The sequence below is a fragment of the Streptomyces sp. NBC_00536 genome (assembly GCF_036346295.1).
Taxonomy (GTDB): domain Bacteria; phylum Actinomycetota; class Actinomycetes; order Streptomycetales; family Streptomycetaceae; genus Streptomyces.
Genome location: NZ_CP107819.1, coordinates 6,843,954 through 6,859,936 on the forward strand (window position 1 = coordinate 6,843,954; position 15,983 = coordinate 6,859,936).

The following is a 15,983-nucleotide window of genomic DNA, read 5'->3' on the forward strand; positions in this document are numbered from 1 at the left end:
GGCGATCGGAGGAGATACGCCCATGAGGTTCGGCGCGAGGTTCGCGCTCGCCGTCATCGCGCTCGCCGCCCTCGCTGCCGCCTGCGGTGTCCCGCAGGACAGCGGTCCGCACTCGCACACCGCCGTGGACTGTGGTCCGTACGCCAGGTACGGCAGGCACCCCGGCACCAAGGTCACCGTCTACGCGGAGAACCGGGACCGGGAGGCCGACCTGTTCGAAGAGGCCTGGGCGGACTTCGAGGACTGCACGGGAATCGACGTCCGCTACGAGGGGGACGGGGAGTTCGAGGCCCGGATCCAGCTCCGGGTCGACGGCGGGAGCGCGCCCGACGTGGCGTTCTTCCCTCAGCCCGGGCTCCTGGAACGCTTCGCGCGGGCGGGGAAGCTCAAGCCCGCGAGCGCCGGGGTCGTGGCCCTCGCGCGGCAGGGCTGGTCGGCGGACTGGAACGGCTACGCGACCGTGGACGGCACCCTCTACGGCACGCCGCTGGTCGCGAACGTGAAGTCGTTCGTCTGGTACTCGCCGAAGTTCTTCCGCGACAGGGGACTGAGCGTTCCCCGCACGTGGTCCGAGCTGATGGACGTGACGGAGAAGGTCGCGGCGTCGGGCGTCAAGCCGTGGTGCGCGGGCATCGAGTCCGCCCAGGCGACCGGCTGGCCCGTGACGGACTGGATCGAGGACGTCCTGCTGCGCCAGCAGGGCACGGCCGTCTACGACCAGTGGGTCGCCCACACGATCCCGTTCAACGACCCGCGGGTGATCAGGGCCATGGACACCGTGGGGTCCATCCTCAAGAACGACCGGTACGCCAACGGCGGTTTCGGGCCGGCCCGTTCGATGGCGTCGATCTCCTTCCAGGAGGCCGGCACACCGGTTCTCTCCGGTGACTGTGCGATGCACCGCCAGGCCTCGTTCTATGCCGGCATGTGGCCGAAGGGCACCGGGATCGGACCGGACAAGGACGTCTACGCCTTCCTCCTGCCGGGGGACGACCCGGCGAGCCGCCCCGTACTGGGCGGTGGCGTGTTCACCGCGGCGTTCGCCGACCGTCCCGAAGTGCGGGCGTTCCAGGAGTACCTGGCCTCCGCGGACTTCGCGAACACGCGGATGAAGAAGGGCCCGTTCGTTTCGGCGAACAAGGGCGTGGATCCCGCGAATGCCGCCACCCCGGTCGACAGGCTCTCGATCCAGCTGCTCCAGGATCCCGCGACACAGTTCCGGTTCGACGGCTCGGACCTGATGCCCGCTTCGGTCGGCGCAGGGACGTTCTGGAAGGGATCCGTCGACTGGATCGGCGGCGCGAGCACCCGCCAGGTCGCCGACTCCATCGAACGGTCCTGGCCGGGCCACTGATGTCGTTCGACGCCGTCGCCCAGCAGCCCAAGCTGCTCCACCTGCTCCAGGGCGTCGCCGCCTTCGCGGCGGTGGTCGCCCTGATCCTGCTGGCGCTGCACCGGGGGCCGGTGCGCAGGAGGGCCGCGGCCCTGATCCTGCTGGCTCCCGCGCTGCTGCTGCTCACGGTGGGTCTCCTCCTGCCCGGTCTGCGCACCCTGGCGCTGTCGTTCACCGACAGCGGGGGAGCGTGGGCCGGCCTCGACAACTACCTGTGGATGGTCACCGACCCCCGGGCGATGGTGGCGCTGCGCAACACTCTGGCCTGGGTGGTGCTCGTACCGTCGCTGGCAACCTCGGTCGGCCTGCTCTACGCGGCGGCCGTCGCACGGTCGCGGTTCAGAACGTTCGCGCTGTCCCTCGTCCTGATGCCGATGGCGATCTCCTTCGTCGGCGCGGGTGTCGTCTGGAAGTTCGTCTACGCCTACCGTCCCGCCGAGGCCGGGCAGATCGGGCTGCTGAACCGGCTCGGCGTCGCGTTCGGCGGCGAACCGAGGCAATGGCTCGTGGACTCTCCCTGGAACGTCCTGTTCCTCATCGCGGTGATGGTGTGGACACAGACGGGCTTCGCGGCCGTCCTGCTGACCGGCGCGATCAGGGCCGTTCCCGGAGAGCTGACCGAAGCGGCCCGACTCGACGGCGCGTCCCCCCGGCAGATCTTCTGGCGGATCACCGTGCCGTCGATCAGGCCCACCCTGCTCGTCGTGGTCCTCGCCCAGGCGATCGGCACCTTCAAGGCCTTCGACATCGTCAGGACCATGACCGGAGGACAGTTCGACACGGGCGTCATCGCCCACGAGATGTACGACCAGACCTTCCGCTACGGCGAGACGGGCCGCGGCGCCGCTCTCGCCGTGCTCCTCTTCGTCCTCGTCACGCCCTTCGTCGCCCACCAGGTCCGGGCGCGGCGGAGGGCGGGGTGAACGGCGTCCGGGAGCGTCTGGCCTCCCGGGCCTTCTCGTTGACCACCGTCGTGATCGCGGTCCTCTGGACCACACCGGTCCTCGGTCTGCTGTTCTCCTCGTTCCGCCCCGAGCGGGAGATCAAGACGACGGGCTGGTGGACCGTGTTCGCCGCGCCGCACCTCACGCTCGACAACTACGGCGAGGTGCTGTCCGGCGGAGGCAACGGGTCGGGGCGGCTCGCGGAGTACTTCGTCAACTCCCTCGTCATCACCCTTCCCTCGGTGCTGTTCCCGCTCGTGCTGGCCTTCTTCGCGGCCTACGCCCTGGCCTGGATCGACTTCAGGGGGCGCGACGCGCTCGTCGTCGGCATCTTCGCGCTCCAGGCCGTGCCGCTCCAGATGGCGCTGGTCCCCCTCCTGAAGCTGTTCTCCCGGGGCTGGCTGTTCCTGCCTGCGTGGAACCTCACCGGTCCCGCGCGGTTCGGCCAGATCTGGTTCGCCCACACGGCCTTCGCGCTGCCGTTCGCCGTGTTCCTCCTGCACAACTTCCTGGCCGGGCTGCCCCGGGACCTGATCGAGGCCGCCCGCGTCGACGGCGCGTCGCACGGGACGCTGCTGCTCCGGATCGTGCTGCCCCTGGCCCGTCCGGCCCTGGTCACCTTCGCCATCATCCAGTTCCTCTGGGTGTGGAACGACCTCCTCGTGGCCCTGACGCTGTCGGGAGGAACCGCCGAGACCGCACCCATGACCGTCAGACTGGCGAGCATGGCCGGGACGTACGGCAACGAGTGGCAGCGGCTCACCGCGGGAGCCTTCGTGGCGGCGTTCGTCCCGCTGCTCGTCTTCTTCTCCCTCCGGCGGCACTTCGCCAAGGGACTGCTCGCCGGATCGGTCAAGGGATGAGCCCCGGCCGGACCGGGGGAGCGGGCACGGCGGCCCGTGGGAGCGCGCGGCTCAGCCGGCCCGGGCTGCGGGGCCGCGAAGCCGAGCTGGAGCGGCTGCGCGCCCTGGTCGAGGCGGTGCGGGGCGGCGAGGGAGGAGCGATCGCGCTGCTCCTGGGCGAGCCCGGGATCGGGAAGACCGTACTGCTGCAGGAGACCGTCTCGATCGCCCGGGCCCACGGATTCGTCGTCAGCCATGGACGCGCCGAGGAACTGCACGAGCTGGCACCGCTTGCCTCACTGGCCTCCGGCCTCCTGCACGGTGACCCGCCGCTGCTCTCCAGCACCGACTTCGCGGACCTCGCGGGCCATCACGACCAGCGCATCTGGCTCGTCGAACGGCTGGCCCAGCTGATCGAGGAACGCTCGGCGCGCGCGCCCGTACTGATCGCGGTCGACGACGTCCAATGGGCCGACCCGCTGAGCCGGTTCGCCCTGAGCGTCATGCCGGCCCGGCTGCTCAGCTCGCCGGTCCTCTGGCTGCTCACGGCCAGGGACGACCAGGAACCGTACGGGCAGGGGCCGCGCACGACGACCCTCCCCCTGCGGCCGCTGTCCGGCACGGCCCTGGCGGAGCTGGCACGGGACGTCCTCGGCGGGGACGTGCCGACCCGGGTCGCGGAACTCCTCGACGGGGCGGGAGGCAACCCCTTCCTCGCGGCCGAGATGCTCACGGGCATCGCGGCGTCGGGCGCGGACGCGCCGCAGCCGCCGGAGCGGCTGGTCCTCGGCGTCCGCGACCGGCTGGCCGGCCTCCGGCCGGACACCCTCCACTTCCTGCGGATCGGCGCGGTCCTCGGCCGCGCGTTCTCCCTCGCGGACGCCGCCGCCCTGTGCGGCCGGCCCGCCTCCGGACTCAGCGCCGAAGTGGACGAGGCGATCGCCGCCGCCCTCCTCCACGACGACGGCGAACGCCTCCTGTTCCGCCACGACCTGCTCCGCCAGGCGGTGTACGCCGATCTCGCCCCCTCCGTACGCCGGGCGCTCCACCGTGAGGCCGCGAGCAGGCTCGTCGCGGCGGGCCGGAGCTCCACCGACGCGGTCCCGCATCTGCTGAAGAGCGCCGAACCCGGCGACCAGGAGGCGATCGGGCTGCTCGGCACGGCCTCCATGGACGTGATCGCCGTGATGCCGGACCTCGCCGCCGACCTGGCCGTACGCGCCCTGGAACTCGTACCGCCCCATGCGCCCATGGTGTTCGACGTGGGAGAACGGGCCATCGTCGCGCTGACCCGCGCGGGCCGGTACACCCGGGCACGGGACACCGGCGACACGCTGCTCGCCCGGCAGCCGCCCCTGGACGTCTTCGCCCGCCTGCAGTCCGTACTCGGCGACACGCTGTGGCACCTCGACGACATCCACGAGCTGACCCGCCGCTCGACGGCGGCACTGGCAGCCGTCACCGACCCGACGATCCGCGCCCGGCTCACGGCCCGGCAGGCCCTCGCCCGGTCCCGCGGGCGCGACCTCAAGGCCGCTCGCGAGACCGGCGAACGGGCGCTCGCCGAGGCGGAGCGGTCCGGCGACCGGGAGGCCCGCGTCCTCGCTCTGTGGGGCCTCGGCGAGATCGCCCTCAACGCGGGCGACTGCGCCGCCGCCGTCGAACACCACACGGCGCTGAGCGTGTTCGACACGGCCTTCCTGCCCGAGGAGGCCGTCGCCCGGTGCCACACGGACGACTTCGACACCGTACGGCGACTGCTCCGGGCGACGGGCGACGCTCCCCCGCGCCCCGCCATGCTGAGCTGGGCCCAGGGAACCCTGAACATGGGGCTCGGCCGGCTCGACGACGCGGACGCCGACCTCGTCACCGCCGAGCGGCTCGAAGCGGACCTCCACGTACCCGGCAACCTGGTCAACATCCGCGTCAACCGCGGCCTCCTCGCGATGCTGCGCGGCGACCGCGAAGCCGCGCGGGAACACCTGGACGTCGTGCGGACGGCCGTGGCCGAGCGGCCGAACACGGGCAACCACGCCACGCACCGGTACTTCGAGGCCGTCGTCGCCGACGCCGACGGCGACCACGCGGCAGCGGCCGACCTGGTCGGATCCGTACAGCGTGACCACCCCTTCCTCCGATGGCGGCTGCTGCGCCCCCATGTCGTCCAGGCCGTGCGGATCGCCCTGCGCGGCGGCGACCGGCACCTGGCCGAGGACCTCGCGGCCCAGGCCGTCGCACACGCCACCCGCAACCCCGGCGTGCCGACCGCCCAGGGGACGGCGGCCCACGCGTCCGCCCTGGCGAACGCCGACCACGGACTCCTGGAGCGGTCGGTCCGCATCCTCCTCACCGGCCCCCGGCCGCTGCCCCTCGCCGCCGCATCGGCCGACCTCGGGCGCGCGCTCCTCACCGCGGGCGACCCCGCCGCGACACCCGCCCTGACCAGGGCCCACGACCTCTACGCCCGGGCGGGGGCCGATGCCGGGGCCGACCGGGTCAGGGCCGATCTGGAACGGGTCACCAGCCGCCCCGGCCGACGCACCGGAGGCCCCCGGCCGCACCCCGGCCAGGGCTGGGACGCGCTCACGGCCTCGGAACGCAAGGTGGCCCGGCTGATCGCCGAGGGCCACACCAACCGGTCGGCCGCACAGGCCCTCGTCGTCTCCCCGCACACGGTCAACACCCATCTGGCGTCGGTCTTCCGCAAGCTCTCGGTGCGCTCCAGGGTCCACCTGGCCCGGATCGCGCTCGCGGAGGGCGACGCCGGAACGGCCACCGGCGGCTGAGTGACCCCTGCGCCCCCGTGCCAGGTGCGGTGCGCGGTACGGCAACAGCGGGTGCGGGAGCGGTCCTAGCGTGACGGGCGTACCGCGCCGCTCCGACGCGCGGACCAGCCGATCCGAATCGAGGAAGCATCCCCATGCCGTACATCACCGTGGGCCAGGAGAACACCAACCCCGTTGAGCTGTACTTCGAGGACCAGGGTGCCGGGCAGCCCGTCGTCCTCATCCACGGCTTCCCGCTCGACGGCCATTCCTGGGAGCGCCAGAGCGCCGCGCTGCTCGACGCCGGCCACCGCGTGATCACGTACGACCGCCGCGGCTTCGGGCAGTCCTCGCAGCCGACGACCGGCTACGACTACGACACCTTCGCGGCCGACCTGAACACCGTGATGGAGACCCTCGACCTGAACGACGCCGTCCTGGTCGGCTTCTCCATGGGCACCGGCGAGGTCGCCCGCTACGTGTCGACGTACGGCTCCGGCCGGCTCGCCAAGGTCGCCTTCCTGGCCTCGCTCGAACCCTGCCTGCTCCAGAGCGAAGACAACCCGGACGGCGTCGCCCCGAAGGAGTTCTTCGACGGCGTCGTCGCCGCCGTCAAGGCCGACCGCTACGCCTACTACACGGCCTTCTTCAACGACTTCTACAACCTCGACGAGAACCTGGGCACCCGCATCAGCGAGGAGGCCGTCCGCAACAGCTGGAACACCGCGGCCCGCGGCGGCTCCTTCGCCGCGTCCGCCGCGCCGGCGACCTGGTACACCGACTTCCGCGCCGACATCCCCGCCGTCGACGTGCCGGCCCTGATCCTGCACGGCACCGCCGACCGCATCCTGCCCGCCGAGGGCACCGCGCGCCCCTTCCACACGGCGCTCCCGGCGGCGGACTACGTCGAGATCGAGGGCGCCCCGCACGGTCTGCTGTGGACCCACGCCGAGGAGGTCAACACCGCCCTCCTCGCCTTCCTGGCGAAGTGACCCCGCACCGTTGACCCGCCGGGATGACGCCGGAGTCCCCGGCGTCACCCCGGCCCCCGGTTCCCCGGCGCGGGAACCGGACGATCCCAGGAGAGCAGAGACCCCATGCAGTTCGGCATCTTCACCGTCGGGGACGTGACCCCCGACCCCACCAACGGCCGTACGCCGTCGGAACACGAGCGCATCAAGGCGATGGTCGCCATCGCCCTCAAGGCCGAGGAGGTCGGCCTGGACGTCTTCGCGACGGGCGAGCACCACAACCCGCCGTTCGTCCCGTCGTCGCCGACGACCCTGCTCGGCCACATCGCCGCCCGCACCGAGAAGCTGATCCTGTCCACGTCCACGACGCTGATCACCACCAACGACCCGGTGAAGATCGCCGAGGACTACGCGATGCTCCAGCACCTGGCCGACGGCCGGGTCGACCTCATGCTGGGACGCGGCAACACCGGTCCGGTCTACCCGTGGTTCGGACAGGACATCCGCCAGGGCGTCAGCCTCGCCAAGGAGAACCACGCGCTGCTGCGGCGGCTGTGGCGCGAGGACGTGGTGGACTGGGAGGGCACGTTCCGCACACCGCTCCAGGCCTTCACCTCGACACCCCGGCCCCTGGACGGCGTCCCGCCCTTCGTCTGGCACGGATCCATCAGGTCCCCCGAGATCGCGGAGCAGGCCGCCTTCCACGGCGACGGCTTCTTCCACAACAACATCTTCTGGCCGGCCGACCACACCCGGCGCATGGTCCAGCTCTACCGGCGCCGGTTCGCGCACCACGGCCACGGTCGGCCCGAGGACGCCATCGTCGGCCTGGGCGGACAGGTCTTCATGCGCAAGAACTCCCAGGACGCCGTACGGGAGTTCCGTCCCTACTTCGACAACGCTCCCGTGTACGGCCACGGCCCGTCGCTGGAGGACTTCACCGAGCAGACCCCGCTGACGGTGGGCTCCCCCCAGCAGGTCATCGAGCGGACCCTGTCGTTCCGGGAGAGCGTCGGCGACTACCAGCGCCAGCTGTTCCTGATGGACCACGCGGGCCTGCCCCTGAAGACCGTCCTCGAACAGCTGGACATCCTCGGCGAAGAGGTCGTACCCGTCCTGCGGAAGGAGTTCGCGAAGGGACGTCCGGCCGATGTGCCGCAGGCCCCCACGCACGCGTCCCTCCGAGCCGCCCGGGAGGTGTCCGCCGCATGAAGCTGATCGTCGTCTCCGCGGGGCTGAGCACCCCCTCCTCCACCCGCCTGCTCGCGGACCGGATGGCCGAAGCGGCCCGCGACGAACTCGCCGCCCTGGGGCAGGCGCCGTCGACCGAGGTCGTGGAGCTGCGCGAACTGGCCGGCGACATCGCGAGCCACCTGGTGACCGGCTTCCCGCCGCCGCGGCTGGGCGCCGCGATCGACGCGGTGACGGCGGCCGACGGCCTGATCGTCGTGACCCCCGTCTTCGCGGCTTCCTACAGCGGTCTCTTCAAGTCCTTCTTCGACGTGATCGATCCGGACGCCCTCTCCGGGAAGCCGGTCCTGATCGCGGCGACGGGCGGCAGCGCCCGCCACTCCCTGGTCCTTGAGCACGCCGTGCGCCCGCTCTTCGCCTACCTCCGCGCCGTCGTCGTCCCCACCGCCGTGTTCGCCGCCTCCGAGGACTGGGGCTCGCGGGGAGACGCGTACACCGACGGCCTGCCCGGCCGCGTCCGCCGGGCGGGCGCCGGGCTCGCCGCGCTCATGGTGGCGCGCCCGGCCGGTGAAGAGCCCGAAGACGAGGTCACCGTCCTCGAACGGCAACTCGCCGACCTGCGCTTCGACTGAGACGGGCCCCCGGGCCGGGCGACGGCGGGGTGGTTCACATGGTTCATACTGAACGGCCGTATGAGCGTGAACCGAGTGACGACGAGGACCGTGCCCGAGGAACTCGACGGCGTAGGGACGCCGCTGCGCGGCAGGGGCGCCGAGCTGGCCTTCATCGAGGCGCGGCTCGAAGCGCTCGACCGGGGCGAAGGCGGGATCATCCGCGTCGAAGGCCCCGTCGGCATCGGCAGGTCCAGGATCCTCGCGGAGGCCGCGGCAGCCGCGAGGCGGCGGGGGACGAGGGTGTTCGAGGGCGCGGCCGACCCCGACGACCAGTTCGTGCCGCTCGGCCCCCTCCTCGACGGTCTGCTCTCCGGCGCGGAACCGCTGTCCGGCGCCGTCCGCCTCAGGGACCTCGCCACCACACCCGGCCAGCGCTTCTGGCTGCTCCAGGAACTGGGGGACCGGCTGCGGGAGACGGCCCGCAACGGCCCCCTGCTCGTCGTCCTCGACGACCTCCAGTGGTGCGACGACCTGACCCTGCTCACCTTCAACACCCTCGCGGCCGGACTCTCCTCGCACCCCATCCTGTGGCTGGTCGCCGTGCGCGGCGGCAGCGTGCCGTCGGGAGTGCGCACGACCCTGGACCGGATCCGGCGGGCAGGCGCACACGAGCTGGCGCTCGGAGCGCTGGACGACCGGGCGACCACACGGATCACCGAGGACGTCCTCGGCGCCGCTCCCGGCCCGGACGTCCTGCGCGCCGCCCGCCGCGCCGAAGGAGTCCCACAGCTGCTGGTCGAGCTGCTCGGCTCGCTGCGGGAGGCCGTGACGATCGAGAACGGCACGGCCGGGCTGACGGCGGGACCCCCCGCCCCACGGGAACTCCCCTCGGTCGTGCGCCGCCTCGGCCAGCTGTCCGGCGAGGCACGGGAGCTGGTCCAGACGGCGGCCGCCGTGGGCGCCCCGGTCACCGTCGCAACTCTGGCCGAACTGCTCGGCAGGTCCTCGGCGGCGCTCATCACAGCGGTACGGGAATCCCTCGACGCCGATCTGCTCACCGAAAGCGGCGATCGCCTCGCCTTCCGCCACGACCTGATCCGCGAGGCGGTGGAAGCCGGCCTGCCGCTGCCCCTGCGCCAGGCCCTGCGCGGTCACATAGCCGAGCTGCCGCCGGGGAGCGCGGCCGCCCCCGCCGAGCGCCCCGGGCCGTCGGCCGGGAGAGCACGGGCAGGTGCGGCGGAGGCCGGGGGAGCGGGGCCGGGAGACGCGGCGGAGGCCGACCGGCTGCGCACCGCCGCGGCGGAACTCGCGGCCACCGCTCCCGGACCCGCCGCGGAACGCATGCTCAAGGCCCTGGAACTCACCACGGCGGACGCTCCGGAGCGGCCGCGGGTCATCGCCGAGACGATCCCGCTGCTCTGGCAGACGGGCCGGGCAGCCCAGGCGCGTGAGCTGGGAACCTCCGCCCTGGCGACCGGCGCCCTCGGACCCGAGGACGAGGCGCGCATACGCCTCGCCCTGGCACGCCTCGCCGTACCGTTCGACTTCTCCGAGGCGATCCGCCAGGCCCGCGCCGGGGCGGCACTGCCCGGGATCCCCGTGGACCTCAGGGGGCGACTGCTCGCCATGCTCGCCGTCGGCCTGTCGGTGGCGGGCGAGCACGCGGCGGCCGAGCAGGTCGCCGCGGAGGCGTGGGAGACCGCGGCGGCAGCGGGGGACCGCTCCGCCGAGGCCACGCTGACGACGGTCCGCTCGGCGGTGAGTTTCCACCGCATGGACCTGACCGAGGCGTTCCGGCAGGCCGAGCGGTCCGCCGCGCTGGCCGACGCCCTGGGCGTCAGCACCTCGCTGTGGGTTCCGGAGGCCTTGTGGCACGCCCTCCTGTCGCACACCACCGGACGCTCGGCGCAGGCGCTCGCCGCCGCGGAGGAGGGCATCCGGATCACCAGGGAGCAGGGCCGGACGGCGGCCACCGGCATGTGGCTCATGACCCGCTCGCGCATCCTCCTGGAGGCCGGACGGCTGACGGACGCCCGGGCCGACGCCGAAGCCGCGTCCGCGTCCGCGACGACCGGCGATCCGGGCCCGGGCAATCTCGCCGACGTCACGCTCCGGTACGTGATGATGCGCGTCGCCCTCCACACCAACGACCAGAGGACCGCACGGGCGTACGCGGTCGAGGCGAGGCGCATGCGGAGCGACGGCGCACCCACCGTCCGGCACTTCGGCTCCTGGATGCTGGCGCTGATGGCCGACTTCGAAGGCCGGCCCGAGCGTGCCATGGCCGAACTCGACGCGGTGATGACGTCGCCCGCCGCGGACCGCCCGGCCTACGCCGGCCTGGTCGACCCCGCCGACGCCCCGGTCCTCGTCCGTATGGCGCTGCGCGCCGGCGCGCACGAACGGGCCGCGCAGGCAGTCGCCCTGGCCGAGCGGCTGGCCGTGCTCAACCCCGGCCTCACGTTCCTCGCCGCCACCGCCGCGCACGCCCGGGGGCTCCTCGACAACGACCTCGCCCCCCTCGTACGCGCCGTCCTGCTGTACGAGGACTGCCCCCGGCCGTTGGCCCGGGCGTCGGCACTGGAGGACGCCGGACGCAAGGTGGCGGCCACCCGCACGCCCGAAGCGGTGCCGTACTTCGACACGGCCCTCGCGCTCTACGCGCGGGCGGGCGCCGAGCGGGACGTCGCACGCGTCCGCCGGCGCCTGCGGGCCGCCGGTGTCCGCCGTCGGCCCTCGACGGCCGGACTCTCCCCCGCATGGCCGGAGTTGACGGCCGCGGAGATACGGGTGGTACGGCTCGTGGCCCGGGGGCTGACCAACCAGCAGGTGGCCGAGCACCTCTCCCTCTCGCCGCACACGGTGGGTTCGCACCTGCGCCGCACCTTCACCAAGCTGGACATCACCTCGCGCGGGGAGCTGACCCGGCTGGTGAAGCACCGCGACAGCGGAGAGTAGTCGCTTCGCATCCCCCGTGGGCGTCCTGGCAATGGACGATTCGTGTGATGTGCCGACGTCGTCGCTTCCTCAGACTGATCAAGAGCCGCGGAAGGGAAAAGCCCGCGGGGAACAGTTGGTCGAGAGAGGAACAGCGCATGACCGCAAGGCTCCAGCGGGCCCGCCCCGGCAGCCCCGAGCTCCAGGCGCTCGTCGACGAGCTCGCGGAGCGGCTCGGCCGGTCCGTCGCCGTCGACGACCCGCTGGTCCGCATGGTCTGCACGAGCCGCCACTTCGGCGACGAGGACCCGGTCCGGATCGGCACCCTGTTGCAGGGCCGCGCCGACAACGCGGCCATCCGCCACGTCCTCGCCCAGGGCGTGACCCAGTGGTCCCGGGCCGGATTCATCGACGGCCGCGACGATCTCGGACTGCTGCCCCGTTACGTCGTGCCCCTGCGCGAGCGCGGGCATCTCCTCGGACTGCTCCTGGTGGTCGCGCCCGACAAGACGCTCGCGGAGCACGAGACACGGGCCATCGCCCGGGCCGCGGACGCCATGGCCGCCCAGATGCACGGAGAGCACATCGCCACCGACGCCCGGAAGGCCGACGAGCGGGACCTGGCCCTCGAACTCGTCGGTGCCGACGTCGCCGCCCGTACCACCGCACGGCGGCGGGGCAAGGACCTCGGACTGCTCGGAGCGGCCGAGCACGTCCTGGTCAGCGTCATCCAACTGAGCTGCGCGACGGAACGCGTACGGCATTCCGAGGCGGCCCTGTGGGGAGCCCTGGAGGGGTTCCGGCAGACGCGCGACGCGCAGGGACTCATCGCGATCGGCAAGGAACGCGCGACGCTGCTCCAGCTCCGCGACCGCCCACCCGGCCCGGACGAGGTCGCCGCCCAGTCCGCCCGCATCCTCGACGAACTCCGCACCTTCCTGGGCCCGTCGGCGGACCCCGTGATCGGTGTCGGAGGCCGGCACCCCGGCCTGGACGACGCGTGGAGGTCGTACGAGCAGGCGCTCGTGGCGGCCCGCGCGGCCCGCCGACTGCCCGCCCTGAAGAGCGCCGGCGACTGGGAACTGCTCGGGGAGCTCGCGGTGCTGTTCCAGCTCCCCGAGCACGCCCTGAACGCGTCCCTGGTCCCGAAGCAGCTCCGTACCCTGAGCGGGGCCCATGGCGGCGACCGGCTGCGGGACACCCTGCGCTGCTTCCTCGAACACGCGGGATCGGTTCCCCGGACCGCGGACACGCTGGGAATCCACCGGACTTCGCTCTACTACCGCCTGCGCCGGATCCAGGAGATCACCGGAGCCGACCTCGACGACGGCGCCCACCGGCTCACCCTGCACCTCGGCCTCAGGATCGAGGAACTCCTCGCCCCGGGCGGCGGCGGGGCCGTCTGAGCACGCACTCTGAGCACGCACTCTGAGCACGGACGCTGACCACGCACTCTGACCACGCACTCGCTTCGACAAAGCGAGGAGGATCCGCGGCCCGATTCCTACAGCGCGCGGTGGTGCGGGCGGCGGGCCCCATTCGATGATGTTCGGCATGGGCGGGAACGTTGTACCGCCTCTGACCAGGGGAGAGGTCATGAAGGAACTGATCACGACGGACGGCGTACGGCTCGCGTACCAGGACACCGGCGGCGCGGGCGTCCCGCTGGTGATGCTGCACGGCTGGGGGCAGACGCAGGCGATGTTCCGGCATCAGATCGAGGGGCTGGCGCCCGGTCGCCGTCTCGTCACCGTCGACCTCCGCGGCCATGGGAAGTCCGGCACCGCGCGCCACGGCCACCGCATCGCCCGGCTCTCCCGCGATGTGCTCGAACTCGTCGGCCACCTCGGTCTCGACCGTTTCGACGCACTGGGCTGGTCCATGGGCGTCTCGGTGTGGTGGAGCTTCATCGACCAGTACGGGACCGGGCGGATCCGGCGCTTCATCGCCGTCGACCAGCCCGCGGCGGTCGCCGCCGTGCCCTGGATGACCGAGCGGGAACAGCGGGACTGCGGTGCCATCTTCGACGTGTCGGGGCTGTTGTACCTGGGTGCGGCCCTCGCCGGGCCGGAAGGCGACACGGTTCGCGCCGACTTCGTGCGCGGCATGTTCTCCGGCGAGCCCGACCCCGAGGTGCTGGCCTTCGTCGGCGAGGAGATCCGGTCGACACCCGCCTCCGCGGGCGTACCGCTGCTCTTCGACCACTGCGCGCAGGACTGGCGGGACGTGCTGCCCCGGATCGATGTGCCGACCCTGGTGATCGGCTGTGAGGGGAGCCATGTGCACCCCGATTCGCAGCGCTTCGTCGCCGAACGGATTCCCGGCGCACGCCTGCACGTCTTCGCCTCCGATGTGGCGAGTTCGCACTTCCCCTTCCTGGAGAACCCGTCGGCCTTCAACGCCGTGGTGGAGAAGTTCCTGGTTGAGGAGTTCCTGGCCGAGGAGCCGGCGAACGGGGTGTGAATCCGCCCTCCACCCGCCCGCACCCACGGCTAGGAATCCCCATCCCCATGACCCTCACATTGACGTCCAGTGCGCCCGGACGGGTCCCCCGGCAAGCGCCCGGTCCGGCCTCGCCCTCCTCCCGCCCGGGGTGGCTGGTCCAGGTGCTCTCCGAGATGCCGGAGACGCGCGACGAGATGCCGGAGACGCGCGACCGGACCCACGTCTACCTCGGCGTCCATGTCCGCGGGCCCGTCACCGTCGTCCACGAGCACGCCAAAACCCTGTTGGAGCCGAACGACCTGGTCTTCTGCGACCCGGCCCGACGGCATCTGCTGCGGTTCGGCGAGGACTGTCAGATGATCTTCTTCCGGGTGCCCCGGTGCTATCTGGGCGTCACGGAGCCGGAACTGAACCGGGTGCTCGGCGTACCCGTACGCGGCGGGGAGGGGATCGGGGCGCTGGCGTCCGACTTCCTGACCGCGCTCGCCGCCAAGGCGGAGTTCCGCCGGTCCACGATCGGGGACCGGCGTGCCCGCACCGCCGTACACCTCCTCTCCGTCCTGGTCATGGAGCTGCTCGAAGCGGACACGACGGACGGGGCCGACGACGCGTCCGGGACCGGGACCGGCAATGAGATGCTGACCCGCATCCACGGCCACATCGAAGAACATCTGATGGACCCGGACCTCTCACCGGAGTCGATCGCACGCGCCCATCACATCTCCGTCCGGTACCTGCAGAAACTCTTCCAGAACGACGGCAGCACGGTGAGCCAGTGGGTGCGGCGGCGCAGGCTCGACGTCTGCCGGCTCGAACTGGGCCGCTCCAACCGGAGGATCACCATGGCCGCGGTGGCCCACCGCTGGGGCTTCAGCAGCCCCTCGCACTTCAGCCGCACGTTCCGCGGGGCCTACGGCATGAGCCCCAGTGAATGGCAGGCGCTGGCGACCTCGGCTTTCGCGCCGACGACCGCCGACGCCAACGCCAACGCCAACGCCGAGGATGAGCGCGGGCGCTGAGACCCGTGTGCGCCGTCATGACGACGCCCCACACGTGGCCCGATATCGAGAAGAGAACTCGCATGCCCAACCCCACCGTCGTCCTCGTGCACGGTGCCTTCGCCGACGCGACAGGCTGGATAGGCGTCATCTCGGAACTGCTGCGCAGCGGCATCCCGGTGATCGCTCCGTCGAACCCGCTACGGGGCCTGACGTCGGACGCCGCCTACCTCGCCTCCGTCCTGACCCAGGTCGACGGCCCGGCCGTACTCGTCGGCCACGCGTACGGCGGCGCGCTGATCACCGTGGCCGGCGCCGCGGAGAACGTCGTGGCGCTCGTCTACGTGGCCGCCTACGTCCCCCACGAGGGCGAAAGCCTGGACCAGCTCCAAGGAACCTTCCCCCCATCCCCCCTGACGGGCCACCTCAAGGAGCGGACGTACCCGCTCCTCGACGGCGACCCGGCGGTCGAGGTCACCATCGAGGAGACGGCCTTTCCCGCCGTCTTCGCGGCGGACGTGCCCGAGGACGTCGCGGCCGTCCTCGCCGTGGCCCAACGCCCGCTCGCCGCAGCCGCGTTCACCGAGCCCGCGTCCACGGCGGCCTGGCGGACCAAACCGTCCTGGGCCCTGGTGGCCGGCGCGGACCGCACGATCAGCCCCGAGCTCCAGCGCTTCGGCGCCGCCCGCGCCGGCGCCGTCGTCGTCGAACTCCCGGACGCCTCCCACGCCGTCGCCCTCTCCGAACCCACCCGGGTCGCCAACATGATCAGGGACGCGGTCCGAGCGACGAACTGATCGCGGCAGGTCAGACATTCGCAGGATCGTGGACGCACCCAAAAGAGTGCCTCCCATCCTCCAAAGGTGAGACGAACCCTTACGGG

12 protein-coding genes are annotated in these 15,983 nt (G+C 72.4%); all 12 read left to right on the forward strand.

The features are described 5' to 3' along the window. Positions 1 to 22: 22 nt before the first annotated feature. The 12 genes from OHS33_RS29225 (at position 23) to OHS33_RS29280 (ending at position 15,897) form a co-directional block, all read left to right on the forward strand. The gene (locus OHS33_RS29225) at positions 23 to 1,354 is read left to right on the forward strand and encodes an ABC transporter substrate-binding protein (protein ID WP_330333398.1); all 1,332 of its coding nucleotides are present in this window, start codon (positions 23 to 25) and stop codon (positions 1,352 to 1,354) included. Continuing rightward, positions 1,354 to 2,316: a carbohydrate ABC transporter permease gene (locus tag OHS33_RS29230; RefSeq protein ID WP_330333399.1), complete on the forward strand. Its 963-nt coding sequence runs from the start codon at positions 1,354 to 1,356 to the stop codon at positions 2,314 to 2,316. The genes OHS33_RS29225 and OHS33_RS29230 overlap by 1 nt, the downstream gene beginning before the upstream one ends. Then, positions 2,313 to 3,200: a carbohydrate ABC transporter permease gene (locus OHS33_RS29235; protein WP_330333400.1), complete on the forward strand. Its 888-nt coding sequence runs from the start codon at positions 2,313 to 2,315 to the stop codon at positions 3,198 to 3,200. Before OHS33_RS29230 ends, OHS33_RS29235 begins: the two co-directional genes overlap by 4 nt. Beyond that, the gene (locus OHS33_RS29240; RefSeq protein WP_330333401.1) at positions 3,197 to 5,965 is read left to right on the forward strand and encodes a helix-turn-helix transcriptional regulator; all 2,769 of its coding nucleotides are present in this window, start codon (positions 3,197 to 3,199) and stop codon (positions 5,963 to 5,965) included. The genes OHS33_RS29235 and OHS33_RS29240 overlap by 4 nt, the downstream gene beginning before the upstream one ends. A gap of 134 nt (positions 5,966 to 6,099) precedes the next feature. Next, positions 6,100 to 6,936, forward strand: a complete 837-nt coding sequence (locus OHS33_RS29245) for an alpha/beta fold hydrolase (protein ID WP_330333402.1) — start codon at positions 6,100 to 6,102, stop codon at positions 6,934 to 6,936. A 105-nt stretch (positions 6,937 to 7,041) separates the two neighbouring features. Beyond that, complete coding sequence (locus OHS33_RS29250; RefSeq protein WP_330333403.1) at positions 7,042 to 8,127, forward strand: LLM class flavin-dependent oxidoreductase; 1,086 nt, start codon at positions 7,042 to 7,044, stop codon at positions 8,125 to 8,127. Next, on the forward strand, positions 8,124 to 8,738 hold the full coding sequence (locus OHS33_RS29255; protein ID WP_330333404.1) for an FMN reductase: 615 nt from the start codon (positions 8,124 to 8,126) through the stop codon (positions 8,736 to 8,738). Before OHS33_RS29250 ends, OHS33_RS29255 begins: the two co-directional genes overlap by 4 nt. A gap of 60 nt (positions 8,739 to 8,798) precedes the next feature. Continuing rightward, complete coding sequence (locus OHS33_RS29260; protein ID WP_330333405.1) at positions 8,799 to 11,678, forward strand: helix-turn-helix transcriptional regulator; 2,880 nt, start codon at positions 8,799 to 8,801, stop codon at positions 11,676 to 11,678. A gap of 137 nt (positions 11,679 to 11,815) precedes the next feature. Continuing rightward, positions 11,816 to 13,063 (forward strand): PucR family transcriptional regulator, encoded by a 1,248-nt coding sequence (locus OHS33_RS29265; RefSeq protein ID WP_330333406.1) that lies wholly within the window; start codon positions 11,816 to 11,818, stop codon positions 13,061 to 13,063. Between the two features lie 190 nt (positions 13,064 to 13,253). After that, positions 13,254 to 14,120: an alpha/beta fold hydrolase gene (locus OHS33_RS29270; protein ID WP_330333407.1), complete on the forward strand. Its 867-nt coding sequence runs from the start codon at positions 13,254 to 13,256 to the stop codon at positions 14,118 to 14,120. A gap of 47 nt (positions 14,121 to 14,167) precedes the next feature. Continuing rightward, a complete protein-coding gene (locus OHS33_RS29275) occupies positions 14,168 to 15,121 on the forward strand; it encodes a helix-turn-helix domain-containing protein (protein WP_330333408.1) in 954 nt (317 codons plus the stop codon). Positions 15,122 to 15,183: 62 nt separating this feature from the next. Next, the gene (locus OHS33_RS29280; RefSeq protein ID WP_330333409.1) at positions 15,184 to 15,897 is read left to right on the forward strand and encodes an alpha/beta fold hydrolase; all 714 of its coding nucleotides are present in this window, start codon (positions 15,184 to 15,186) and stop codon (positions 15,895 to 15,897) included. Positions 15,898 to 15,983 lie beyond the last annotated feature (86 nt).